This is a genomic window from Novosphingobium sp. (genome assembly GCF_030699305.1).
GTDB lineage: Bacteria > Pseudomonadota > Alphaproteobacteria > Sphingomonadales > Sphingomonadaceae > Novosphingobium.
This window is the reverse complement of record NZ_JAUYNB010000006.1, coordinates 44,960-66,849: the sequence shown is the minus strand read 5'-3', so window position 1 is coordinate 66,849 and position 21,890 is coordinate 44,960. Positions and strand designations below refer to the sequence as shown.

Sequence of the window (21,890 nt, the reverse complement as noted above, 5' to 3'; positions counted from 1 at the left end):
GCGCCTGACCGCGCCCTAACCGCGCACGGCCCGGACAAATTCCATCGCGGCTGCGAACGTGCGCAGGCGGCGGGCGCGGTGGTCGAGGTATTCCTGTTCCTTGCCCCACAGCTCGGCCTGCCAGTCCTCTTCAAGGTTGGCGATGTCCCACAGCGCGCCGGCATCGGCATCGGGGGCCAGCGCCGCGAGGCCAATCACCAGCGATGCGGCCAGCGTGGTCAGCGTGTTGAGCGCGGCCAGCGTGAAATCGGTTTCGACCTGCACTACCGCTTCCAGCCGCTTCAGCGTGGCGGCAGGCTGGGGGCAGTGGATCACGCCGCCGATCCGTTCGAACTGAATGTCCCAGCGCGCTTCGGCCGCTTTCAGCAGCGGTTCCCACGCTTCGATCTGGCGCGCTTCCAGCGGCTCACCCGCTTCGGCGCGGTAGCACAGCGTGTCGGTTTCGGCGTAGCGCAGCAGCGTGGCGATCACGTCGGCTCGGTCCCCCGCGACCACGTCCAGCGCATAATCGGCCAGATCGCGCAGCACGAACCGGCTTGCGTCGATGTCCTCGCCCTGCTCGGCCCATTCGCGGGCCAGCAGCGTGACGGCGGCTTCGGTCGGCACCAGCTGCGGACGTCCGCCAGCGGTCTTGATCCCGCGGCCATCCAGCGTAACCTGCCAGCCGCCCGCCACCGGGGCAGCACCAGCTTCCTTGTAAAAGCGCTTCATGCGTCGGGACTTTTCCAGCGTTTGGCGAGGGTGATCGGGCCAAGATAGGCCACGATCATGCCGATCAGGGTCAGCACCAGTCCGGCGGGCGGCGGGATTTGCGCTTTGCCTGCCAGCGCGACCATCCCATAGACCGCTGCCGCCACTCCAGCAGCGCGCACGGCCTGAATGATGAAGAACCGCGCCATCGCGGGATCCTGGCTCATCGCAGCAACTCCAGCAGCTCGGCGGGCGATTGGACCACCGTTTCGGCCCCGGAATCGAGCAGTTCGTAGGGTGTGTGATAGCCCCAGTCGACCCCGATGGCGCGCACCCCGGCGTTGACCGCCATGACGATGTCATACTGGGTGTCGCCGATCATCACCGCCTGCGCCGCATCCGCGCCTGCATCCGTCAACGCGGCTTCCAGCATCGCCGGGTGGGGCTTGGACGGGTGCCGGTCCGCCGTTTGCAGGGTAACGAAGTGGCCGGTAATGCCGTGGGTGGCCAGGCAGTGTTCCAGCCCGCGATCCGACTTGCCGGTCGCAACGCCCAATGTCCAGCCGCCCGCGCGCAGACCGTCCAGACAGTCGCGGATGCCCGGAAACAACGGTTCGGCCAGTTGCCCGGCCTCACGCGCGGCGCGGAAGATCTCGCGGTAGGCGCGGTCCACTTCCACGCGCACCGCTTCGGTCACATCGGGGGCGAGCAGGCGGATCGCCTGCGGCAGGCTGAGGCCGACGATCCGGCGGACCTGATGGTGATCCGGCGCGGCCAGCCCGACGGCCGCGAACGCCGCATCCATCGACGCGCAGACGCCGCCCTGGCCATCGACCAGCGTGCCATCGCAATCGAACACCGCCAGCTTCACCGTCATGGCGCCAGCGTCCGCATCAGCTGGGCGATCGCGGGCGATCCTTCGGATTCCAGCCCGTCGGCCACGCGGGCGCGTTCGTCGGCGGGCTTGTTCTGGGACAGTTTCAGCGTTTCGCGCCAGGCCTGGATTTCCATCTCGAACCCCACGATGCCTGCCAGCAAACCGCGCAGCTTGTCAGCCGGGAGCTTGTCCAGCGACCAGTAATCGCCCTCGACAATCCGTTCCTCATGCCGGTCGGACACCGCTTCGAGGTGCGCCAGCAGGCCATCGGCATCCATCCGCCGGACCCGCCCTTCCAGTTCGACCGCGACATAGTTCCAGGTCGGCACCTGGCTCGGATCGGCATACCAGCGCGGCGAAACATAGCCGTCCGGACCGTTGACGACGATCAGCGCGGTCATGCCGTTCAGGTGCCTGGTCAGGGCATTGCCGCGCGCCAGATGGAACTGGATCGCGCCGTCACCGGTGGACTGCACCACTGCGTGCGCCACGCGCGGGCCATCGGGGGTGCCTGCAAACACCATCCCGAACCCGATTTCCTCAATCAGCGCCTCGCACAGCGCACGGTCGGGATGACGGAAAGCGGCGGCGGGATGCATCAGCGCTTGCCCGTGCGGGGTGCTGCCCCCGTGCCTGCAGGGCGGCTGGCCGGGCGGCTGGCCGGGCGACTGGCCGGGTTGCCGGTTGGTCGTTTGGCGCGCACCGTCGGCTTGGCGGGGGCTTTGGCCGGCGCAGGCTTGGGTGCGGCCGGCTTGGGCGAGCCCTTGCCTTTGGTCGGGCCGCGCTTCTTTGGCGGCGCGTCGTCAAACCCGGGGCCATCGACGCGGGTCCGGCGGTCGCTGCGGCGTTCGCCCCGGCGTTCCTTGCGATACTGCTTGGCATGGGCCTTGGCGGCGACCTTGCGGGCTTCGCGTTCGGGCAGGCGCGGTGCTTCGGGAAGGTCCGCGCCATCGGCCTCGCTGAACCCCAGCTGTTCCATGCTGGCCGCAAAGTGCTCGGGCAGTTCGGCGACCACATCCAGCGGCGCGCCGTCCGGATGCTCGATGATCAGGCGGCGGGCGTGGAGGTGCATCTTGCGGCTGATGCTGCCTGACAGGAACGCTTCCGGCCCGCCATATTTGCCATCGCCCACGATCGGATGGCCGATGGCCGCCATGTGGACGCGGAGCTGGTGGGTGCGCCCGGTCAGCGGTTGCAGCTCCACCCAGCACGCGCGGTTACCCGCCCGGTCGATCACGCGGTAGCGGGTGCGGGCGGACTGGCCCTGCTCGCTTTCGTCGACCATCATTTTTTCGCCGCCGGTGCCCGGCTGCTTGGCCAGCGGCAGTTCGATCAACCCATCCTCGATCGATGGCACGCCGGTAATCAGCGCCCAATAGATCTTGCGCGCGGTCCGGCCCGAAAAGCGCTTTGAAAAGAACGCCGCGCTGCCCGGCGTTCGGGCAATCAGCAGGACGCCGGAGGTATCCTTGTCGAGCCGGTGCACCAGCCGGGGCCGGGGGCCTTCGGCGGCGAACGCATCGAGCAATCCATCGACGTGCTCAAACGTGCCGCTGCCGCCTTGCGTGGCAAGGCCGGGCGGCTTGTTCAGCACGATCGCGGCGCGGTCCTGGGTGATGACCATGCGGTCGGCCAGCTCGATCTGCGCCTCGGTCAGCGGCTTGCGGGCGCGGACCTTGGATTCCGGCGCATCGCCGCCGGGCGGCACGCGCACGACCTGACCCGTCGACACGCGGTCAGCCGGATCGGCGCGCTTGCCATCGACCCGGACCTGCCCGGTCCGCGCCCAGCGGCTGACCGTGGCAAAGCCGACTTGCGGCAGATGGCGCTTGAACCAGCGGTCCAGCCGCACCCCGTCATCATCGGCGCGGACGGTGAACTGGCGGACAGTGGTGCTGTCGTTCGGATCGGTCATGCCAGCCCCCGCACTACGGCCAGGCCAGCCAGCAGACCGGCGATTCCGCCGATCAGCGACAGCGCGATATAGCTGCCCGCCGCGCCCCAGGCACCGCGGTTGATCATGTTCACCAGTTCCAGACTGAACGCCGAAAACGTGGTGAAGCCGCCCAGCAGGCCGACGCCCAGCAGCAATCGCCAGCCTTCGCCGTGCGATCCGAAGCGGGCCAGCCATCCGGCCAGCAGGCCCATGGCGAAACTGCCGACGACATTGACCGTCAGCGTGGCAAAGGGAAACGTGGCGATCCCGCCGGACGCGCCCCACAGGCGGCCGACCAGATAGCGCAGCCATGCGCCCAGGCCGCCGCCTGCAACGACATAGAGCGAAGACATCGCAAAAGAAGAAGGGTTGTTCATCGGCCCCGCCTTAGCGTGTTGCCCTGCTTCTGGCCACACCCTTGCCCGAAGGCCTGCCGGAAGCCAGCGCGCAGACCGCAGCGGCGACCATCGTTCCGGCCACCAGCTGCCATGGAAACGCGATGCCGCGCAGCGCTTCGGGCAGACCGGTCAGGTCGATGATATAAGGCTGGAACGCCAGCACGGTCAGAAACCCGGCGGCGAACGCGGCGATTACGCTGGCGGAGGAACCGCGCTGCGTGAACAGCGCGATGGCATAGACCCCGATCAGCCCGGAATAGGCAAACGCTATCACCCCCAGCACGAACTCCAGCAGCGAACTGTCGGCATAGCGCTGCCAGTAATATGACAGGATCGCCATGCCGAACAGCGCAAGGCCCAGCGCGATGGTCGCGATCCGCCCGGCCCGCACGTAGTGGACATCGCCCCTTGGACCGCTGCGTTCTGCAAACGGGCGGTAAAGGTCATTCACCAGCACCGACGCCATCGAGATCAGCCCTGAATTGATCGCCGCCGCCGCGATCACGCCCACCGTCACCAGTCCGCGCAGGCCGGGGGGCAGCTCGGTCAGGATGAAGTGCATGAATACTGTCACCTGCTCGCCATTGAAGCTGCCGGTCGGGGCTGCGCCGCTGGCGTAATAAAGGTGCAGCAGCGCGCCGATCAGCAGGAACAGCGCGATCACCGGCAGCGACACCCAGTTGGCGAGATAGAGCGCGCGGTTGCCCTGTTTGGCGTCGCGGCAGGCAATCAGGCGCTGGGTGATATCCTGATCGAGCCCGGACGAGCCGATGTTGAGCAGGGTGACCCCGGTCAGTACCGCGAAGATGCCGAATGGTGCCGTCAGGTTCAGCGAGGTGTCGATCAGGACCAGTTTGTCCGTTCCATCCGGCGCGTTGCGGAGCGCGTCCACCGCCGCTGCGAAATCCAGCGGAATCAGGCTCCACAGGTAAACCGCAACCACCAGCGCGGCCCCGACATAGAGCACGACCTGGACCAGATCGCTCCAGATGATCGAATGCAGCCCGCCCATGAAGGTGAAGACCAGTCCGAACAGCAGCAGGATAAATGCTGATATCGCAATATGTTGCGGGGAAACATCGAGAAACAGGATCATCGAGACCGCAATCGCCGCGAGATAGAGCCGCGCCCCGCTGGCAAGGATGCGGCCCAGCAGATACATCAGTGCCGCAGCCCTCCGTGCCGTAGCGTCAAAGCGGGTTTCGAGCAGTTCGTAAACGGTCGTCACCCCCAGCGCGTAGAAGCGCGGGATGAGCACTTGCGCCACGATCCACGCGGCCAGCAGGGCACCGATCACGCCTGACAGGTAGGTGAAGTTGCCACGATAGCTGGAATCGGGCGCACCCAGGAACGTCGCCGCCGACTGGACGGTCGACAGGACGGAAATCGCCACCAGCCAGGTCGGCGCGTGGTGCCCGGCCAGGAAATAGTCGTCCCGGCTGGCGAGGCCGCGCCGCGTGGAAAACCACCCCGCCGCCGCCAGCAGCAGGACATAGCCTGCCAGCACGGCCCAGTCGGCCATAGTGAAACTGGTCTGCATGGAACCGCGCCCCCATCAACAGCGGGCCAGACACCACAGAACAGGGGCTGGCGCAATCGCGGCGAACGGGCTAAACAGCACGTGTTCCGGGATTCGCCATGCAGGTGTTGATCCGGGTTCAGGGTGCTTTCCCGGCTTGCGTTACCAGCGCGACTCTGCTAGCCGCCCGCCGGTTCAAGCCGATCCTTACGGATTCGGTCCGTTTTTCTTTTGCTAATTCGCAAAGGTGCATACCCCGCGCTATAGACCAGCGGGGTTCCTGCCTTTCGTATGTTGAGGTGTGTCGGTTTATGCAAATTCTCGTCCGGGACAATAATGTCGAACAGGCTCTGCGCGCGCTCAAGAAGAAGCTGCAGCGTGAGGGCGTGTACCGCGAGATGAAGCTGCGCCGTCACTTTGAAAAGCCGTCGGAAAAGCGCGCCCGTGAAAAGGCTGCCGCTGTCCGTCGCGCTCGCAAGATGGACCGCAAGCGCGCTGAACGCGACGGCGTCAAGTAAGACGCCGCTTGCGGCCTTGAACGCTGCAACGCGATAAGCCATGAGGGCGCGGACGAATCCGCGCCCTTTTGTGTTTGTGCGCCCGAAGGAAGGCCCAGAATGACCGAGATCACCCGCGTTCCGCTTCAGCCCATCGCCAAGGGCGCCTTGTCCAAGCTGTGGATCGGCGTTGCCGCCGCCGCGCTGGCCGCTGCTGGTCTGGCTTATGCCACGCTGCCGGGTTCGATCGCGATCGACACGCTGAAGGTTGGCACCGGTCCGTCGCCGACGGTCAACGACGTGGTGCTGATCAAGTACAAGGGCACGCTGCCCGACGGCAAGGTGTTCGATCAGCAGGAACAGGCCGCGTTCCCGGTCGAAGGCGTGATCCCCGGCTTTACCCAGGCCCTGCAAAAGATGCAGCGCGGCGGCAAGTACAAGGTCGAGATTCCGGCTGCGCTCGCATATGGCGACAAGGCCGCGGGCGACATTCCGCCCAATACCGACCTGACGTTCGAGATCGAACTGCTCGACTTCAAGGACCGCGCCGAAATCGAAGCCGCGCAGCGCGCGATGCAGGCGCAGATGCAGCAGATGCAAGGCGGCGCTCCGGGTGGCCCGCAAGGGATGCCGCAGGGGATGCCGGAAGGCATGCCACAGGGGATGCCGGGACCGGGCGGCCAATAAGCCGCTGAAATCGGGGCGCATCGGAATCGTTTTTCAAGGAACTGCACAATGTCGGTTGATACCGCCACCGTGGCCAAGATCGCCTCGCTGGCCCGCCTGAAAGTGAGCGCGGGCGAGCTTGAGGCGATGGTGCCCGAACTCAACGGGATTCTCGCCTGGGTCGAACAACTGGGTGAAGTCGATGTCACCGGGGTTGAACCGATGACCGCCGTGATCCCCAACACCCTGCGCCTGCGCGCCGATGTCATCAACGCCGATCCGCTGACCGGCGGCGATGTGCGCGATGCCGTGCTGGCCAACGCCCCGGCCGCCGAACACGGGTTCTTTGGCGTGCCCAAGGTGATCGAATGAAAATGCATGCATTTTCGTTCGATCATCCTGAACAGCGGATCGAACTTGCTTCGATCCGCGACAGTTTCAGGATCCAGAATCAAGGACTCAGTGTTACCATGCCCGTTCCGAGCAACACCGATGGATGGACCCTGAAACAAGTTCAGGGTGACGCAGCATGACCAATATTACCGATCTGACCGTTGCCGCGATCCGCGATGGCGTGGCCGCCGGCACCTTTTCCGCCGTCGAAGTGGCCGAGGCGTTCAACGCGCGCGTTGCCGCCGCGCAGGCGCTGAACGCGTTCATCGTCACCACGCCTGACGCTGCGCTGGACGCCGCCCGCAAGGTCGATGGGATGCGCGCCGCCGGTAACGCGCTGGGCAAGCTGGCGGGCGTGCCGATCGGCATGAAGGACCTGTTCGCCACCAGGGGCGTTCAGACCACCGCCGCCAGCCACATCCTCGAAGGTTTCACGCCGCAGTATGAAAGCACTGTCAGCCAGAAGCTGTGGGATGCCGGTGCGGGGATGCTGGGCAAGCTGAACCTCGATCAGTTCGCGATGGGTTCGTCGAACGAGACGAGCTATTTCGGCAATGTCATTTCGCCCTGGCGCCGGAGCGACGGCGGCAACACCGCGATGGCGCCGGGCGGTTCGTCCGGCGGCAGCTCAGCGGCGATTGCCGCGCGGCTCTGCCCGGCGGCGACCGGCACCGACACCGGCGGCTCGATCCGCCAGCCCGCCGCGTTCACCGGCATTTCCGGGATCAAGCCGACGTATGGCCGCTGCTCGCGCTGGGGCATCGTCGCCTTCGCCAGCAGCCTTGATCAGGCCGGGCCGATGGCGCGCGATGTGCGCGACTGCGCGATCATGCTGGAAGTGATGGCCGGGTTCGATCCGAAGGATTCGACCAGCCTCGACCTGGCCGTTCCCGCCTGGGAAGCGGGCCTGAACGGCGACATGAAGGGCAAGAAGGTCGGCATTCCCAAGGAATACCGGGTCGACGGACTTGATGCCGATGTTGCCAAGAGCTGGGATGACGGGATCGCCTGGCTGAAGGACGCCGGGGCCGAGATCGTCGAAATCAGCCTGCCGCACACCAAGTATGCGCTGCCCGCGTATTACATCATCGCCCCGGCCGAAGCCTCGTCCAACCTCGCCCGTTATGACGGCGTGCGGTACGGGCTGCGCGATCTGCCGGACGGTGCGAACCTGCAGGACATGTACGCCGCCACCCGCGCCGCCGGGTTCGGGGCAGAGGTGAAGCGCCGCATCCTGATCGGCACCTATGTGCTGTCGGCGGGCTTCTATGACGCCTATTATACGCAGGCGCAGAAGGTCCGCACGCTGATCGCCCGCGATTTCGAACTCGCGTTCCAGCACTGCGACGTGATCCTCGCCCCGACCGCGCCGACGGCGGCGTTCGGGCTGGGCGAAAAGTCCGCCGATCCGCTGGCGATGTATCTGAACGACGTGTTCGCCGTGCCAGCCAGCCTCGCTGGTCTGCCCGCGATGTCGGTCCCGGCGGGCCTCAACCGCGAAGGGCTGCCGCTGGGCCTCCAGATCGTCGGTCGGCCGTTCGACGAGCAGGGCGTGCTCAACGCTGGTCTGGCAATCGAAGCGCGGGCCGGGTTCACGGCCAAGCCGGAGCAGTGGTGGTAAGATGAGCCAGCATCCGGTTGTCCGGCCCAACCAATCTGTCCATTTCAGCGATCTGGACGGTTTGCGGGGTTTGCTGGCACTGGCCGTGGTGTTGCTGCATGTCGGATTTAACAGCTTTACGACACGCACCCTCGGCTGGAAGGGCTTTCAGTTTGAACTGTCCGTCGATGTGTTCTTCCTGCTCAGTGGTTTCGTGCTGACTTATGCTGCGCGAAAAGGCGTCAATCTCGGGACGTTCGCGGTGCGCCGGTTCCTGCGGCTGGCGCCAGTATTCTATGCCAGCACACTGATCCTGATTGCTGTTACTCGTGAGAGTGTCAGCCCACTGGAACTGATCATGGCCGTTCCTTTTACGGGGCGCGATCCGGTCAACTTCCCGGCGTGGAGCGTGTGCTGGGAGCTCTACTTGCCGGTCTTCGCGGCAATGGCGTGGCGGGCCGGGCTGCGTATTCCGGACCAAGCGGTCCGCCCGTTGTTGATCGCTGCGCTGCTGGCGCTGGGGTACTTTGATATGGGGATGGCGCAGGGCGAATCGAACTATCCCCAGCGGGCGTTGTTTGGGCTGCTCGCCGGGCACCTGCTGTATCGCGCGGACATTTCCCTGCCGGTTCGGCTTGAGTGGCCGTTCGCGGCGCTGGTGCTGGTCATGGGGCTGGCAACATACTGGCCGGTGATGGCCGTCACATTGCCGTTCATTGCCATCCTTTGTATCGCCGCCGGACGGAATGGTGGATCGCTGTTTGCCAGCGCACCGATGCAACTGCTGGGCACGCTGTCCTATACACTCTATCTGGCGCACATTCCGGTGCTTCGGATGGTGCAGGCCGCGCTGGGCGAGGGAGCAGACGCCAATCCGGCGGCAAAAGTTGTGGTGCTGATCGGCAGTTTCGCACTTGCGTGGCTGCTGACTATCGTGATTGAGCGTCCGGCAATGCGGATCAGCGCGCAATTGGTGCGAGCGCCGGTCGCGGCCAAGTAATGCATTTCTTCTAAGGCACGAACAATGAGCGAATATCGTATCCAGGGCATGACGGGTGAATGGGAGGTCGTTGTCGGCCTTGAGGTTCACGCGCAGGTCACGTCGAATTCCAAGCTGTTTTCCGGCGCGGCGACCGCGTTCGGGGCGGAGCCGAACACGCAGGTCAGTCTGGTCGATGCGGCCATGCCGGGGATGCTGCCGGTGCCGAACGCCGAATGCATCCGGCAGGCGGTCCGCACGGGTCTGGCGGTGGGCGCGCAGATCAACAAGTGGTCGCGGTTCGACCGCAAGAACTACTTCTATGCCGATTTGCCGCAGGGCTATCAGATCAGCCAGCTGTACCACCCGCTGGTGGGCGAGGGCGAGATCGAGATCAGCCTGGATGACAAGAACCCCGAAGCCGATGTGAAGCGGATCGGGATCGAGCGCATTCACGTGGAGCAGGACGCGGGCAAGCTGATGCACGATCAGCACCCGACAATGTCCTATGTCGACCTCAACCGGTCGGGCGTGGCGCTGATGGAAATCGTCAGCCGTCCGGACATTCGCTCGCCCGTCGAAGCCGGGGCCTACCTCGCCAAGCTGCGCACAATTCTGCGCTATGTCGGGTCGTGCGATGGCAACATGGATCAGGGCTCAATGCGCGCCGACGTCAACGTCTCGGTCCGCCGTCCGGGCGAGGAACTGGGCACGCGCACCGAAACCAAGAACGTCAACTCGGTCCGCTTCGTGATGGCCGTGGTGGAAAGCGAAGCGCGCCGCCAGGTCGATCTGATCGAGGACGGCGGCAGGGTGGTGCAGGAAACCCGGCTCTACGATCCGGACAAGAACGAAACCCGCTCGATGCGCAGCAAGGAAGACGCGCACGATTACCGCTATTTCCCCGATCCGGACCTGCTGCCGCTGGTGCTGGAGGATGCGTTCATCGAGGAATGCCGCGCGTCGCTGCCCGAATTGCCGGACGCCAAGCGCCACCGGTACGAGAACGCGCTGGGTTTGACGCCTTATGCGGCGGGCGTGCTGACGGCGGACGTGGAAACCGCGCGCTGGTTTGAAGTGCTGGTCGCCGCTGCTGCCGAAAAGGCCGGCAAGCCTGAGGCGGACCTTGCCAAGCAGGCATCGAACTGGCTGATTTCCGAATTGTTCGGCGCGCTCAACAAGCTCGGCCGCAGTCTGGAAGATTCGCCGGTCAGCCCGGCGGGCGGGGCAGAGCTGCTGGCACTGATCGCGGACGGCACGATTTCGGGTTCCATCGCCAAGCAGGTGCTGGAAAAGATGCTCGAAACCGGGGACAGCGCGGCGGTGATCGTTGAGCGTGAAGGCCTGAAGCAGACCAGCGACACCGGCGCGATCGAAGCCGTGATCGACAAGGTGCTGGCTGACAACGCCGCCAAGGTCGAAGAATACAAGGGCGGCAAGGAAGCGCTGTTCGGGTTCTTCGTGGGCCAGACGATGAAGGCGATGCAGGGCAAATCGAACCCGCAGGTGGTGAACGAGTTGCTGCGCAAGAAATTGGGCTGAACGATTACAGCATGTCTTGCGGGTTACGGTGTTTCCTGCAAATCATGGCCCCGTACAGGGGAGAATGAATCATTATGTCGCGCAATTCGGTAACGGGGCTGGTCGCCTCGCTTGCTTTGGTGGCCTCTGCCGCCGGGGCGCAAACGGCGAAGCCCGCCGTCGATCCCATGACTGTCGTTCCCGATCCGGCGAGCGTGCCGATGCCGAAGCTGGACTTCGTATCGACCCCGCTGATCGAGGCGGATTTCGACAAGTATTATTTCTTCAACCGCGCGGGTACCTCGTTTGAGGAAGCGCTGGCTGACTTGCGCGATTGCGACGGGTTGGCGCGCGGGCTGTCGAGCGGCTATCAGTATCAGGCTGCACCGTATCCCTATACCTATACGATGGCCGGGGCCGCCGGGGGCGTGATTGCCAACGTGATGATCGCGGCGATCTTTGGCTCGGTCGAAAAGCGCCGCCTGCGCCGCGTCAACATGCGCCGCTGCATGGGTTATCGGGGTTATGACCGGTTCGGGCTGGAGAAAGACCTGTGGCAGGAATTCAATTTCGAGGAAGGCTTCTCCGGCGAGGGCGAGGACAAGCGGCAGGCGATGCTGGCCCAGCAGGCCAAGGTCGCCTCTGGTCCGCGCCCGGCGGGCAAGGAGCTGGGGCTGTGAGCGCGCGGATGTTCGCGCTCGCCAGCGCCGCCGCCATCCTGACCTTGCAGGCCGGGGCCGTTTCGGCGGCCGACAAGAAGGACAAGGAAAAGTGGGAAACCACGATTGTCCGCGACAAGCCCGGCCCGGTCGCGCTGAAGCCGGACAAGGCCTATATCCTGGTCTCTTCGCCGTTCTTTGTCATGCCGGTGCTGATGAAGCTGCCCAATGCCGAACAGGCGGCGGCGCACGCGGCAGAGCGGGCCGAGGAACTGGCCAAGGAACGCGCCAAGTGGGAAAAGAAGCACGCGGCGTGGGTCAAGGAAATGGGCTATCTGAAGAACGCCGCGTCGAGCGTGAAGCGCCCCAAGGAGCCGCAGGAGCCGACCGAGGAAAACTTCGGCTTCCCGCTTTATGAACAGACCCGCGCGGTCACGCTGGGGCCGCAGAACCGGTTCAACAAGGAAAACGGTTCGGCCTTCCTGCAGGAAGTGCCGCCGGGTGAATACCTTCTCTATGGCAACGGGATGGGCTGTGCGTGCCTTGGCACGGTGTCGTTCGACGCCCCGGCGGGCAAGGTGGTGAGCTTCGAATTCTCGATCCCCTTCGCCGAAGCGCACCGTGACCTGCCCAAGGAAGAGCGCCCCAAGTCCGCGTTCGATCTGCCGCCGGGGACCACCAACTATCGCCTGAAACCGCTGGTGTTCAGCGATCCGCGCCTGCCCGCCGGGTCGGTCATTCCCGCCGCGTTCAAGCCCGCCGGAACCCGCCCCAACTGGTACGGCCAGGAAGTGGACCGGGTGATGGAGATCGAAGGCGTGTTCATGTACGAGCGCGGCATGCAGGTGGACCTGCGCCCCAAGCCCGCGCCCGCCGCGCCGCCCGAAGCGGCCGTTGCGATGGAAGCCAAGCCTGCCAGTTGAGCCAAGGTCCCTGCGGCGCTGCGCGGAACCTCTGCTGTTGCGCTAGCGTGTTGAAAGTTACGCCTTGCTAGAGCAGCGTCGTTGGTTGACACACATGCCAATTGGGACAAGCGGAGATAGTGATGAAGATTGGTCGCGCAACAATTGCATTGGCTTTGGCGTTGTCCGCAGCGCCCGCACTTGGTGAGGTTCTGGATAATTCCAGGATTGTTTCGCTAGTGGAAGTTGGGTTGGATGAACAGGCGATTATCGCAAAGATCAAGGCATCCGGCGGCCAGTACGACACGTCAACCGATGCGATGATAGCGCTGAAGAAGGCCGGGGTGCCGGGATCGGTGATCGCGGCGATGATTGAGGCGTCTAACGGCCAAACGGTGTCGGCCAATGCGGCCGGGTCTGCGGATTCGCCAGATCCGCTCGCGCCGCACCCATCGGGCATCTATGTTCTGGCCAATTGGCAGGCCGAGCCGAAAATGGTCGTGATTGATCCAACCACCAGCAACCAGACCAAGACCGGGGGGTTTCTGGGCTATGCGTTAACGGGCGGCATCGCATCAATGAGTTTCAAGACCGTGGTGCCGAATGCCAAGGCCCGCGTCGTGACCGAGGCAGCGCGGCCGAAGTTCTATTTTTACTTTGATCAGGCTGGGCGTTCGCTGTCCGGCGGCGCGACTTCTGCGGTGTGGATGGCGGGGGCAGTAACCTCGCCCTCCGAGTTCAGCTTAGTTCGATTTGATGTAAAGGACGACCGCCGTGAGGCCAAGGTCGGCAAGTTCAATATCGGCGGCGCGAAGGCTGGGGTCATGGACAAGGCGCGCATTGCGTTTTCATACAATCAGATTGCTCCCGGCGTTTATGAAGTGTCGCCGGACACCGACCTTCCGTCGGGTGAATACGGCTTCATCTATTCGGCCACGACGGGCGGGGGCGGCATGGGGCTGGGCGGCATGGGAGCGATGACGTCGAAGATTTTCGACTTCTCGGTGCCAGCGCGGCCGGGGGACAAGCCCGCGAAGAAATGACGCAGGCTTCAACAAAAAGGGCGCCGGAGTATCCCTCCGGCGCCCTTTCGCTGTCTGCAAACCGCGCTGGCTCAGGCCTTGCGGGTGCCGGTCATCGGGAAGGTGCCGAACGCGCCGGCTTTCACGCCGCCGGTGATGGTGTCGCCATCAACCGTGGCTTCGCCTTCCAGCGTCATCGGCATCGGCACGGTCATCTTCATCGACCAGGTCAGCTGGTTGCCGTTAACCTTGCCGTTTTCAAGGTCCATCGAACCCATCGCGCCAACGTTCTTGCCGGTGAAGGTGTCGCCCGACACGTCAATCGTGAATTCGCTCTTCTGATCACCCATCGGGGTCTTGGTGACGCATTCGTAAGTGCCTGCAACAGTCATGATTCTCTCCTCACTGACATTGGGGTAAGTAGCATTATCACTCGCCCGCCGCCGCGCCGCTGTCAACCGGGGCTGCGATTTCCAGTTTCAGGGGCAGGGCTTTGAGCTGCGGTTCGACCAGCTTGCGATCTCCCACGACGATGAACACCAGGCCATCGCCCTGCAGGAACTGCTGCGCCGCGCGGTCGATGGCCGCGGCATCGACCGCGCGGTAGCGGGTCGGCAGGGTGGCGTAATAATCGTCCGGGCGGCCCAGCCGGTCGTTCCCGACAATCGCGCCCAGCACTTGGGCATTGGTCTGGAACCGGTTGGGCAGACCGCGAATGTTGCCATCGGTGACGCGGGTCAGCTCTTGCGGGTTGACCGGTTTGCTCGCCGGGAATGCGGCCATGTGTTCCAGCAGCAGGCGGATTGAATCGCCCGTCCGGTCAGCCTGAACCGGCGCGACCACGCTGAAGCTGCGCGGGCCGACCGGGCTGCTGACGGCGCTGCGCACGCCATAGGACCAGCCCTTGTCCTCGCGCAGGTCAAGGTTGAGGCGGCTGAGGAAGCCATCGCCCAGCACTTCACTGGCCAGATCCAGCGCCTCGCGGCCCTGGTCCCGCCCGGTCAGCGGCAGCACGCGCCCGCCGACGATCACCGATTGCGGCGAACCCGGCCGGTCAATCAGCACGATCCGGGGGGCAGGGGCTGGCACGGCGGCATCCAGTTGCTTGACGGCGCGCGCCTGCGCAGGGGCCTGCCAGTTGCCGAACGCGGCCTCCAGCAGGGGCTTGAGCTGTTCCAGCGTCACATCGCCAACCACGGTGATCCGCGCCGCATCGGGGCGCAGCCACTTGTCATGCGCGGTGCGCAAGGCGGCGGGGGTGAGCGCGGCGACCGACCGGGCATCGCCCAGCCCGTCACCCGGCAGGCCATAGGGATGCGCGGGGCCGAACAGCAGCGGCGGCAGGCTGCGCGCGGCCAGTGCGCGCGGGTTGGACTGCGCCTGCGCGATGTTGCTGAGCTGCTGGTCGCGCACGCGGGCGACGTCTGCGGCGCGGAACGCGGGGTTGCGGACAAGATCGGCCAGCAGGCTGAGCGACGGGGCAAGATTGGCGGTCAGCGCGTTCAGCGTCACCGTGCTGGCATCCAGCCCGGCCCCGGCGGACACGGTCGCGCCCAGCCGTTCCTGTTCCTCGGCAATGGCCACTGCATCGCGCGTGGCGGTGCCTTCATCGAGCAGGCCCAGCATCAGCGACTGGGTGCCGGGGGTGTCGAGCCGGTCGGCGGCGGTCCCGGCATCGAAGCTGATGCTGACGATCACCTTGGGCACGGCGGTGCGGCGGGCGAGCGCGATCGGCATCCCGTTGGACAGGGCCGCGCGCTCCACCGCCGGGAAGGCCAGATCGCCGACCGGCGCGACCGGCGGGAAGGCGCGGTTCGGCCCGGTTTTGAGCGTGGCTGCGGGCTGCACGGCATCGGCCATGGCCTTGGCCTTGGGGGCAGGGCTGGCGGGTTCATCGCCCCAGCCGCCCATCGCCTCGCCCTGTTCGGTGCGGGTGCCGGGGACAGTGTTGACCGCCAGCGCCGGATGCGCGAGCCACTTCGCCACGGCTGCGCGGACCTTGTCCGGGGTGAGCGCGGCGATCCGGGCGAGGCTTTCCTTGTAGTTCGCCGGATTGCCCAGATAGAGCTGCCCTTCGGCCAGCGTCATGCCCTTGCCGCCGAAATCGCCGACCCTTTCCAGCTGGCCGATTTCCTGTGAAACCAGCCGGGTGGCAGAGCGGCGCAGTTCATCCTCGGTCGGCCCTTCGGCGAGGAACTTGGCGATCACCGCGTCGAGCGCGGCTTCGGCATCGGTGCGGGCGACGCCGGCCTTCACGTCCATCGCGATCTGGATCATGGAAAGCTGTTCGTGCTGCTGTACACCGGCGGACACGCTGGTCGCCTGCTGGCTGCCGCGCACCAGCGCGTTATCCAGCCGCGAGCTGGCGAGGCCCCCCAGCACATCCAGCCCCACGGCCAGCGCCTCGGCGTCGCCGTCGGCCAGGCCCGGCCCGCTCCAGTTGCGGGTCAGGCGCAGGGTCGGCACCTGATCGGCGATGTCGCGCACGACCGGGGCGGGCAGGGTCACCGGGGCCGCTGCGACCGAGGGGACGGCAGGACCGGCGGGAATGTGGCCGAACCACTTTTCCACCATCGGGTGGGCAGTGGCGGCGTCGATATCGCCGGTCAGCACCAGCACGGCGTTGTTGGGGCCATAGTTGTCCGTGAACCACTTGCGCACATCGGCCAGACTGGCGGCGCTGAGGTCGGCCATCGAACCGATGGTGGAGTGGCGATAGGGGTGGCCGACCGGGAACAGCCCGTCGCCCAGCGCGTAATCCTCCAGCCCGTAAGGCTGGTTGTCGCGCTGGCGCTTTTCGTTCTGGACGACGCCGCGCTGCTTATCCAGCTTGTCCTGCGTGACCGCGCCCAGCAGGTGGCCCATCCGGTCGCTTTCCATGAACAGCGCCAGATCGAGCGCGCCGGTCGGCACGGTTTCGACATAGTTGGTGCGGTCATACCAGGTCGACCCGTTGGTCGAGGTGGACCCGGCGCTTTCCAGCGGCACGTCGAAATTGGGGACGTTTTCCGATCCGCCGAACATCAGGTGTTCGAACAGGTGGGCAAACCCGGTGCGGCCCCGGGGCTCATGCTTGGACCCGACGCGGTAATAGGTGGTGACGCCGACAATCGGGGCCTTGCGGTCGGTGTGGACGATCACCGTCAACCCGTTGGCCAGCTGGAACCGCTCAAACGGGATGTCCACCGCCTTGACCAGCTGCGCCAGCGGCGCAGGCGCGACCGCCGCGGCGGCAACGGGCGGCGGGGGGGCAGCCACTTCGGCGCGGGGACCGGCAGAGCAAGCCGCCAGGGACAGGGCAAGCAGCGAAACGGGCAGCAATCGGCGCATCAGGATTCCCAGCCAAACAAGACTTATCGCTGGTGTTCTAGCCGAAACGGCGCTTTGGGCCAGACCTGCTTTGCGTCTGCCAAGCGCGCTTTTCGACGAACGCGTGATGGCGCGCGTTGAGCGGCACAGCCGCCCGTTTGTGCGGGGCGGGCGCATCTGGCATCCGGCAGGGCAGACTGGTCCATTCTTGCCGAGGTATCCGATGCGCCGACTTCACGCTGCCACCCTGCTTGCCGCCTCCTTGCTGGCGCTGTCGCTGACCGCCGCGGCGCGGGCCGAGGCGCCGGTGTTCGATCCCGAAGCAGTGCGCGCGCACGTGACGTTCCTGGCCGATGACCTGATGGAAGGGCGCGAGGGCGGATCGCGCGGGTATGACATTGCGGCGAACTATGTCGCCTCGCAGTATCTCGGCATGGGCCTGCAACCGGTGAACGGCAGCTATTATCAGAACCTGATGCTGCGCATGGCCAAGCTGGACGGCACGCCCGCGCTGACGCTGCGGTTCGGCGGACAGGAACTGCGGATCGACGATTCCGCGCAAGTGCTGATCCGCCCCAGCCTGACCGAACAGCAGGTCATGCTCGATGCGCCGCTGGTGTTTGCCGGATATGGTCTGGATCACGCCGAACTGGGCCTGAAGGATTACGCGGGGCTGGACGTGAAGGGCAAGATCGTGGTCGTCCTGTCGGGCTATCCCAGGGGCATGAACAGCGAACAGGGCGCGCACCTCAACGCGGAAAAGGCGCTGATGGCGATGAAGCGCGGGGCGGTGGGGATCATCACCGTGCCGACCTTGCAGGAAACCAGGCGGCTGGCCTGGGACCGGCGCAAACAGCAGGCCGGTTCCTCGGCGAAAGGCTGGGTTGGCACCGACGGCAAGGCGTTCGTGCGCGCCAGCGGCATCCGTGCGGGCGCGACGCTGAACCCGGAAACGGCGGCCAAGCTGTTTGCCGCTGCCGGCAAGCCGCTCGATGCGATCCTGGCTGAGGCGGACGTTGCGGGCAAGCGGCCCAAGGGCTTTGCCCTGCGCGCCAGTGCCAAAATCGAAGTCGCCAGCGCCTGGACCGACAAGCCCAGTTCGAACGTGGTCGCGATGCTGCCGGGGTCCGATCCCGCGCTGGCCGACGAAGTGGTGGTCATGTCCGCGCACCTCGATCACATCGGCGATCACGGCACGGCGGAAGACAAGATTGCCAACGGCGCGCTCGACAACGCCAGCGGCGTTGCGACGATGCTGGAAGTGGCCAAGGCACTGGTCAAGGATAAGGCTAACGGCAAGGACGGCCCGCGCCGCCCGATCCTGTTCGCCGCCGTCACGGCCGAGGAAGGCGGGCTGATCGGCTCGGACTATCTCGCTCGCAATCCGGTGACGGGTACGGGCAACCCGATTGCCGTGGTCAATTTCGACATGCCGGTGCTGCTTTATCGCTTCACCGACGTGATCGCATTCGGAGCAGAGGCGTCGACGCTGGGGCCGATCGTGGCCGAAGGCGCGGCCAAGGCGGGGATCAGGCTGTCGCCCGATCCGATGCCCGAAGAAGGGCTGTTCACCCGGTCGGACCACTATCGCTTCGTCCAGCAGGGCATCCCTTCGGTGTTCCTGATGACCGGCTTTGAAGGGCCGGGCGAAAAGGCGTTCAAGGAATTTCTTGCAACCCATTACCACAAGCCCAGCGATGATCTGAAGCTGCCGATCGACTGGCAGGCCGGGGCGAAGTTCGCCGAGGTAAACTATCACATCATTCGCGGCATTGCCGACGCGACCGAACAGCCGCGCTGGTATGCCGGGAACCTGTTCGGCAAGGAATTCGCCCCCACCGCGCCGAAAGCGCCGCGTCTGCAAGCCTTGCCCAAGCCCTGATTTGCAAAAGCAGTCCGGCGCGGTAGTGTCCGCGCCTGCGCTGCCATGGGGGCGGGGGATCAAGGGGTCGTAAAACTGGTGCCCAAGGGCCTGTTCAACCGCATTGTGCTGGCTGCGGCGCTGGTGCTGGGCCTGTTTGGCCCGGCGTCGGCGCAAGCGCCGATTCCCTCGGTCATCGAAGACCTCAAGCTGGTGAGCGAGGATGCGGAGCAAGCTGCGTTCATGCTGCGCTTTTCGCCTGAAGTGCCCCGGATGGAGCCGCAGAACGCCATTCCCGGTGCGCCCGCGCTGGTGCTGCGCACCACGCTGAAAGTGCAGAAAATCCCCTCACGCGCGGCTTACAAGGGGCTGGTGCGCGCGACCTTGTTCGAAACGCGCGGGGCCGATCTGGTGATGCGGTTCGAAACCGCCGGTCCGGCGAAAGTCACGGTCGAACCGGCAGCGGGCGGCGTGATCCAGGTGCGGGTCCGCAAGGTCAGCGACGAGGAGGCAACCGGCAGCCGCCCGCTCGGCTCCAGCGGCGAAGCAGTGGTCCCGGCATCGGCCCTTGCGCCCGCCCCGGCAGCGCCCCGGTTTGGCGAGAAGTCGGAGATGATCCCGCTGAAATACGCCGACGTCAGCGAAGTGATCGGGTTGCTGGTCGAAGGCGCGGTGGTGGAGCCCAACAACACCTTTATCCGGCGCGAACCGGGGTTCGGATCGCTCGGCAGCAGCAACCAGCAAAACTATATGCAGTCCTCCAATCCCAACCAGCGCGCCGACAAGCCGCTGGGGCAATCGTTCGGCAATGGCCTGGCGATCGACCGCCGCCTCAACGCCATCTGGGTTACCGGCACGGCTGAACGGATCGAGCAGGTGCGCGAACAGATCGCGCTGATCGACGTCCCGGTGGACAGCGTGATCCTGGAAACGCAGTTCGTGGAACTGACCGAAAGCGGCGCAAAGAACCTGGGGATCGATCTGAACAACAGTTCCGGCCAGCTGGCCGTGGGCCGGATCCAGACGGGTGAATTCCTGCCGTTCAACGTCGATCCCAACGATGTCCTGCCTTCGGGGATGATGCAGGCGGCAATCTATGCCCAGATCGAAAAGGGCGAGGGCCGCATCCTGTCGCGCCCGCGCATCGCTGCGCAAAGCGGATCGACCGCCAAGATCATCACCGGCGATGCCCTGCCGATCCTGACCTCGATCACGCTGTCGGGGGTCAACGGGGTGTCGCAGCAGGTGCAGTATGTGAACGTCGGCGTGACGCTCCAGATCGCGCCGCGCGTCAGTTCGGACGGGTTCGTGACCTCGCAGATCTATGGGGTGGTATCCTCGGTTACCGGCTATTCGCAGGGCTATCCCACGATCAGCCAGCGCGAGGCGGAAACCTCGGCCTCGGTCCGCGATGGGGAAACCTTCGTGATCGGCGGGCTGACGCAGGAAAACATCCTGAAGCGCAAGTCCAAGGTGCCGCTGCTGGGCGACATCCCGCTGGCCGGGCAGCTGTTCCGGCTGGAACGGTCGACCAGCAGCAAGACCGAGCTTTATATCGTGATCACCCCGCACATCGTCCGTCACCGCCGGTTCGAGGACGGGACCGGCGCCCCGGCCCCAGCCAGCGGCAGCGGCGCGGCCCCAGCGCCCTGATCGGCCTGCAATAATATTGCGACAAACTGCGGAAATATATGGAAAAGTTTCGACATTCGCCGCTTCCTCAAGGTTAATATTCTCCTAACCGTAATAATCCACAGCGGATGAATCTTTCCTCTTCACGGCGGTGGTTTGCGCGTTAGTCTTCCCGTCATACCGGTCGCTGGGATGGCACTTGCCGGTGTGTTCTCTGGAGGGTGTTTCGCATGAAAATGATGTTTCGACTGGTCCTTGCCGCGCTTCCGATGGTTGCCCTTGCTGCACCCGCCGCTCAGGCGCAGGTCGCCGGTGACAAGATTGCAGGCAGCTATATCTGCGTGTTCAACAAGGCTGCCGTTTCGCGCGGCAATGCTCAGGCAGAAGCCAACCGTTCGGTTCAGGCGGCCGGCGGGCAACTGGGTCATGTCTACAGCGTCGCGATCCGCGGCTTCCAGACCAACGCATCGGCTCAGGGGATTGAGCGGATGAAGGCTGGCAACCCCAACATCGCCTTCTGTGAACAGGATCAGGTGGTCACCACCGGTCCGGTCCGCGCCGAAGCCAAGCCCGGCGGCGGTGGCACCACCCAGCCTGCGCAGCAGACCCCGTGGGGTATCACTCGCGTCAACGGCGGCGGCGCTGGCACTTTCGCGACCGCGTGGGTGATCGACAGCGGGATCGACCTGACGCACCCCGACCTCAACGTCGATGTCACGCGCAGCCGCTCGTTCCTGGGTGGCACGACCACGGCGGCGGACCAGAACGGCCACGGCACCCACGTCGCGGGGACCATTGCCGCGCGGGATAACACCATTGGCGTGATCGGCGTCGCCCCCGGTGCACCGGTCGTGGCGGTGCGCGTGCTGGATCGGCGCGGCAGCGGTTCGACCTCGGGCGTGATCGCCGGGATCGACTATGTCGCGGCCAACGGGCGTCCGGGCGATGTCGCCAACATGAGCCTGGGCGGCGGCGTCAGCACCGCGCTCGATACGGCCGTGATCAACGCAGCAGCAGGCGGCGTGCGGTTCGCGCTGGCGGCAGGCAATGAAAGCGACAACGCGGTCAACCATTCGCCCGCGCGCGCCAACGGCCCGAACGTCTTCACCATTTCGGCCTTCGCCGCAGGTGACACGTTCGCCAGCTTCTCCAACTATGGCAACCCGCCGATCGACTATGCCGAGCCGGGCGTCAGCATCAAGTCAACCTGGCTCAGCGGTGGCTACAACACCATCAGCGGCACTTCGATGGCGACCCCGCACTTCGCGGGCCTGCTGCTGCAAGGCGCGATCCGCAGCGGCGGGTTCGTCGCGGGCGATCCCGATGGCAATCCGGACGTGATCGGCGTCAAGTAAGTCAGCGCGCGACAAGCGCATGAACAAGGGGGCGGCCTGCCATGTGCGGGCCGCCCCTTTTGTTTGCATATTCC

At 65.4% G+C, this 21,890-nt stretch carries 22 protein-coding genes; 13 read left to right on the top strand and 9 right to left on the bottom strand.

All coding sequences use genetic code 11. From position 1 onward, the window contains the following. Positions 1–15: 15 nt before the first annotated feature. Genes Q8Q53_RS01240 through Q8Q53_RS01210 form a run of 7 tightly spaced genes read right to left on the bottom strand, consistent with a single transcriptional unit; the run spans position 16 to position 5,441 of the window. Positions 16–711, bottom strand: coding sequence for an ATP12 family chaperone protein (locus Q8Q53_RS01240; RefSeq protein WP_305699926.1), 696 nt, complete (start codon positions 709–711; stop codon positions 16–18). Next, a complete protein-coding gene (locus tag Q8Q53_RS01235) occupies positions 708–917 on the bottom strand; it encodes a hypothetical protein (RefSeq protein WP_305699925.1) in 210 nt (69 codons plus the stop codon). Before Q8Q53_RS01235 ends, Q8Q53_RS01240 begins: the two co-directional genes overlap by 4 nt. Continuing rightward, positions 914–1,567, bottom strand: a complete 654-nt coding sequence (locus tag Q8Q53_RS01230; protein ID WP_305699924.1) for an HAD-IA family hydrolase — start codon at positions 1,565–1,567, stop codon at positions 914–916. Before Q8Q53_RS01230 ends, Q8Q53_RS01235 begins: the two co-directional genes overlap by 4 nt. Beyond that, on the bottom strand, positions 1,564–2,166 hold the full coding sequence (locus tag Q8Q53_RS01225; RefSeq protein ID WP_305699923.1) for an FMN-binding negative transcriptional regulator: 603 nt from the start codon (positions 2,164–2,166) through the stop codon (positions 1,564–1,566). The genes Q8Q53_RS01230 and Q8Q53_RS01225 overlap by 4 nt, the downstream gene beginning before the upstream one ends. Then, entirely contained in the window at positions 2,166–3,482 is a 1,317-nt protein-coding gene (locus Q8Q53_RS01220; RefSeq protein WP_305699922.1) for an RluA family pseudouridine synthase, read from the bottom strand. Before Q8Q53_RS01220 ends, Q8Q53_RS01225 begins: the two co-directional genes overlap by 1 nt. Beyond that, positions 3,479–3,880 (bottom strand): fluoride efflux transporter CrcB, encoded by a 402-nt coding sequence (gene crcB / locus Q8Q53_RS01215; RefSeq protein ID WP_305699921.1) that lies wholly within the window; start codon positions 3,878–3,880, stop codon positions 3,479–3,481. Before crcB ends, Q8Q53_RS01220 begins: the two co-directional genes overlap by 4 nt. Positions 3,881–3,890: 10 nt before the next feature. Beyond that, complete coding sequence (locus Q8Q53_RS01210) at positions 3,891–5,441, bottom strand: sodium:solute symporter (RefSeq protein ID WP_305699920.1); 1,551 nt, start codon at positions 5,439–5,441, stop codon at positions 3,891–3,893. Between the two features lie 290 nt (positions 5,442–5,731). On the opposite strand from Q8Q53_RS01210, the gene rpsU reads away from it, so the two are divergent. The 10 genes from rpsU to Q8Q53_RS01160 all read left to right on the top strand — a co-directional run bounded on the left by rpsU (position 5,732) and on the right by Q8Q53_RS01160 (position 13,680). Continuing rightward, on the top strand, positions 5,732–5,938 hold the full coding sequence (gene rpsU, locus Q8Q53_RS01205; RefSeq protein WP_305699919.1) for a 30S ribosomal protein S21: 207 nt from the start codon (positions 5,732–5,734) through the stop codon (positions 5,936–5,938). A 99-nt stretch (positions 5,939–6,037) separates the two neighbouring features. Further along, positions 6,038–6,604, top strand: coding sequence for an FKBP-type peptidyl-prolyl cis-trans isomerase (locus Q8Q53_RS01200; RefSeq protein WP_305699918.1), 567 nt, complete (start codon positions 6,038–6,040; stop codon positions 6,602–6,604). 48 nt (positions 6,605–6,652) lie between these two features. Continuing rightward, a complete protein-coding gene (gene gatC, locus Q8Q53_RS01195) occupies positions 6,653–6,955 on the top strand; it encodes an Asp-tRNA(Asn)/Glu-tRNA(Gln) amidotransferase subunit GatC (protein WP_305699917.1) in 303 nt (100 codons plus the stop codon). Beyond that, positions 6,952–7,116 carry a hypothetical protein gene (locus Q8Q53_RS01190; protein ID WP_305699916.1) on the top strand — a complete coding sequence of 55 codons (165 nt, stop codon included), beginning with the start codon at positions 6,952–6,954 and terminating at the stop codon, positions 7,114–7,116. The genes gatC and Q8Q53_RS01190 overlap by 4 nt, the downstream gene beginning before the upstream one ends. After that, the gene (gene gatA, locus Q8Q53_RS01185) at positions 7,113–8,597 is read left to right on the top strand and encodes an Asp-tRNA(Asn)/Glu-tRNA(Gln) amidotransferase subunit GatA (protein ID WP_305699915.1); all 1,485 of its coding nucleotides are present in this window, start codon (positions 7,113–7,115) and stop codon (positions 8,595–8,597) included. Before Q8Q53_RS01190 ends, gatA begins: the two co-directional genes overlap by 4 nt. 1 nt (position 8,598) lies before the next feature. Beyond that, positions 8,599–9,576, top strand: coding sequence for an acyltransferase (locus Q8Q53_RS01180; RefSeq protein ID WP_305699914.1), 978 nt, complete (start codon positions 8,599–8,601; stop codon positions 9,574–9,576). 24 nt (positions 9,577–9,600) lie between these two features. Continuing rightward, positions 9,601–11,097 carry an Asp-tRNA(Asn)/Glu-tRNA(Gln) amidotransferase subunit GatB gene (gene gatB / locus Q8Q53_RS01175; protein WP_305699913.1) on the top strand — a complete coding sequence of 499 codons (1,497 nt, stop codon included), beginning with the start codon at positions 9,601–9,603 and terminating at the stop codon, positions 11,095–11,097. Positions 11,098–11,171: 74 nt separating this feature from the next. Beyond that, positions 11,172–11,756, top strand: coding sequence for a hypothetical protein (locus Q8Q53_RS01170; RefSeq protein ID WP_305699912.1), 585 nt, complete (start codon positions 11,172–11,174; stop codon positions 11,754–11,756). Continuing rightward, positions 11,753–12,658 (top strand): hypothetical protein, encoded by a 906-nt coding sequence (locus Q8Q53_RS01165; RefSeq protein WP_305699911.1) that lies wholly within the window; start codon positions 11,753–11,755, stop codon positions 12,656–12,658. Before Q8Q53_RS01170 ends, Q8Q53_RS01165 begins: the two co-directional genes overlap by 4 nt. Before the next feature lie 122 nt (positions 12,659–12,780). Next, positions 12,781–13,680 carry a hypothetical protein gene (locus Q8Q53_RS01160; RefSeq protein WP_305699910.1) on the top strand — a complete coding sequence of 300 codons (900 nt, stop codon included), beginning with the start codon at positions 12,781–12,783 and terminating at the stop codon, positions 13,678–13,680. 71 nt (positions 13,681–13,751) lie between these two features. On the opposite strand, the gene Q8Q53_RS01155 is transcribed toward Q8Q53_RS01160, so the two are convergent. Together Q8Q53_RS01155 and Q8Q53_RS01150 are read right to left on the bottom strand one after the other, a co-directional pair. Continuing rightward, complete coding sequence (locus tag Q8Q53_RS01155) at positions 13,752–14,051, bottom strand: hypothetical protein (RefSeq protein ID WP_305699909.1); 300 nt, start codon at positions 14,049–14,051, stop codon at positions 13,752–13,754. Positions 14,052–14,088: 37 nt separating this feature from the next. Further along, positions 14,089–16,989: a pitrilysin family protein gene (locus tag Q8Q53_RS01150; protein WP_305699908.1), complete on the bottom strand. Its 2,901-nt coding sequence runs from the start codon at positions 16,987–16,989 to the stop codon at positions 14,089–14,091. Positions 16,990–17,191: 202 nt separating this feature from the next. Between Q8Q53_RS01150 and Q8Q53_RS01145 the strand changes: the two genes are divergently transcribed. From Q8Q53_RS01145 to Q8Q53_RS01135, 3 genes are all read left to right on the top strand, one after another. Then, a complete protein-coding gene (locus Q8Q53_RS01145; protein WP_305699907.1) occupies positions 17,192–18,850 on the top strand; it encodes a M28 family metallopeptidase in 1,659 nt (552 codons plus the stop codon). Positions 18,851–18,928: 78 nt separating this feature from the next. Continuing rightward, positions 18,929–20,482, top strand: a complete 1,554-nt coding sequence (locus tag Q8Q53_RS01140) for a secretin N-terminal domain-containing protein (protein WP_305699906.1) — start codon at positions 18,929–18,931, stop codon at positions 20,480–20,482. 209 nt (positions 20,483–20,691) lie between these two features. After that, the gene (locus Q8Q53_RS01135) at positions 20,692–21,816 is read left to right on the top strand and encodes a S8 family serine peptidase (RefSeq protein WP_305699905.1); all 1,125 of its coding nucleotides are present in this window, start codon (positions 20,692–20,694) and stop codon (positions 21,814–21,816) included. The last annotated feature ends 74 nt before the right edge of the window (positions 21,817–21,890 follow it).

Coding starts and splice junctions, on each gene's coding strand:
- Q8Q53_RS01240 (WP_305699926.1), bottom strand. CDS start 711: ATGAAGCGCTTTTACAAGGAAGCTGGTGCTGCCCCGGTGGCGGGCGGC.
- Q8Q53_RS01235 (WP_305699925.1), bottom strand. CDS start 917: ATGAGCCAGGATCCCGCGATGGCGCGGTTCTTCATCATTCAGGCCGTG.
- Q8Q53_RS01230 (WP_305699924.1), bottom strand. CDS start 1,567: ATGACGGTGAAGCTGGCGGTGTTCGATTGCGATGGCACGCTGGTCGAT.
- Q8Q53_RS01225 (WP_305699923.1), bottom strand. CDS start 2,166: ATGCATCCCGCCGCCGCTTTCCGTCATCCCGACCGTGCGCTGTGCGAG.
- Q8Q53_RS01220 (WP_305699922.1), bottom strand. CDS start 3,482: ATGACCGATCCGAACGACAGCACCACTGTCCGCCAGTTCACCGTCCGC.
- crcB (WP_305699921.1), bottom strand. CDS start 3,880: ATGAACAACCCTTCTTCTTTTGCGATGTCTTCGCTCTATGTCGTTGCA.
- Q8Q53_RS01210 (WP_305699920.1), bottom strand. CDS start 5,441: ATGCAGACCAGTTTCACTATGGCCGACTGGGCCGTGCTGGCAGGCTAT.
- rpsU (WP_305699919.1), top strand. CDS start 5,732: ATGCAAATTCTCGTCCGGGACAATAATGTCGAACAGGCTCTGCGCGCG.
- Q8Q53_RS01200 (WP_305699918.1), top strand. CDS start 6,038: ATGACCGAGATCACCCGCGTTCCGCTTCAGCCCATCGCCAAGGGCGCC.
- gatC (WP_305699917.1), top strand. CDS start 6,653: ATGTCGGTTGATACCGCCACCGTGGCCAAGATCGCCTCGCTGGCCCGC.
- Q8Q53_RS01190 (WP_305699916.1), top strand. CDS start 6,952: ATGAAAATGCATGCATTTTCGTTCGATCATCCTGAACAGCGGATCGAA.
- gatA (WP_305699915.1), top strand. CDS start 7,113: ATGACCAATATTACCGATCTGACCGTTGCCGCGATCCGCGATGGCGTG.
- Q8Q53_RS01180 (WP_305699914.1), top strand. CDS start 8,599: ATGAGCCAGCATCCGGTTGTCCGGCCCAACCAATCTGTCCATTTCAGC.
- gatB (WP_305699913.1), top strand. CDS start 9,601: ATGAGCGAATATCGTATCCAGGGCATGACGGGTGAATGGGAGGTCGTT.
- Q8Q53_RS01170 (WP_305699912.1), top strand. CDS start 11,172: ATGTCGCGCAATTCGGTAACGGGGCTGGTCGCCTCGCTTGCTTTGGTG.
- Q8Q53_RS01160 (WP_305699910.1), top strand. CDS start 12,781: ATGAAGATTGGTCGCGCAACAATTGCATTGGCTTTGGCGTTGTCCGCA.
- Q8Q53_RS01155 (WP_305699909.1), bottom strand. CDS start 14,051: ATGACTGTTGCAGGCACTTACGAATGCGTCACCAAGACCCCGATGGGT.
- Q8Q53_RS01150 (WP_305699908.1), bottom strand. CDS start 16,989: ATGCGCCGATTGCTGCCCGTTTCGCTGCTTGCCCTGTCCCTGGCGGCT.
- Q8Q53_RS01145 (WP_305699907.1), top strand. CDS start 17,192: ATGCGCCGACTTCACGCTGCCACCCTGCTTGCCGCCTCCTTGCTGGCG.
- Q8Q53_RS01135 (WP_305699905.1), top strand. CDS start 20,692: ATGAAAATGATGTTTCGACTGGTCCTTGCCGCGCTTCCGATGGTTGCC.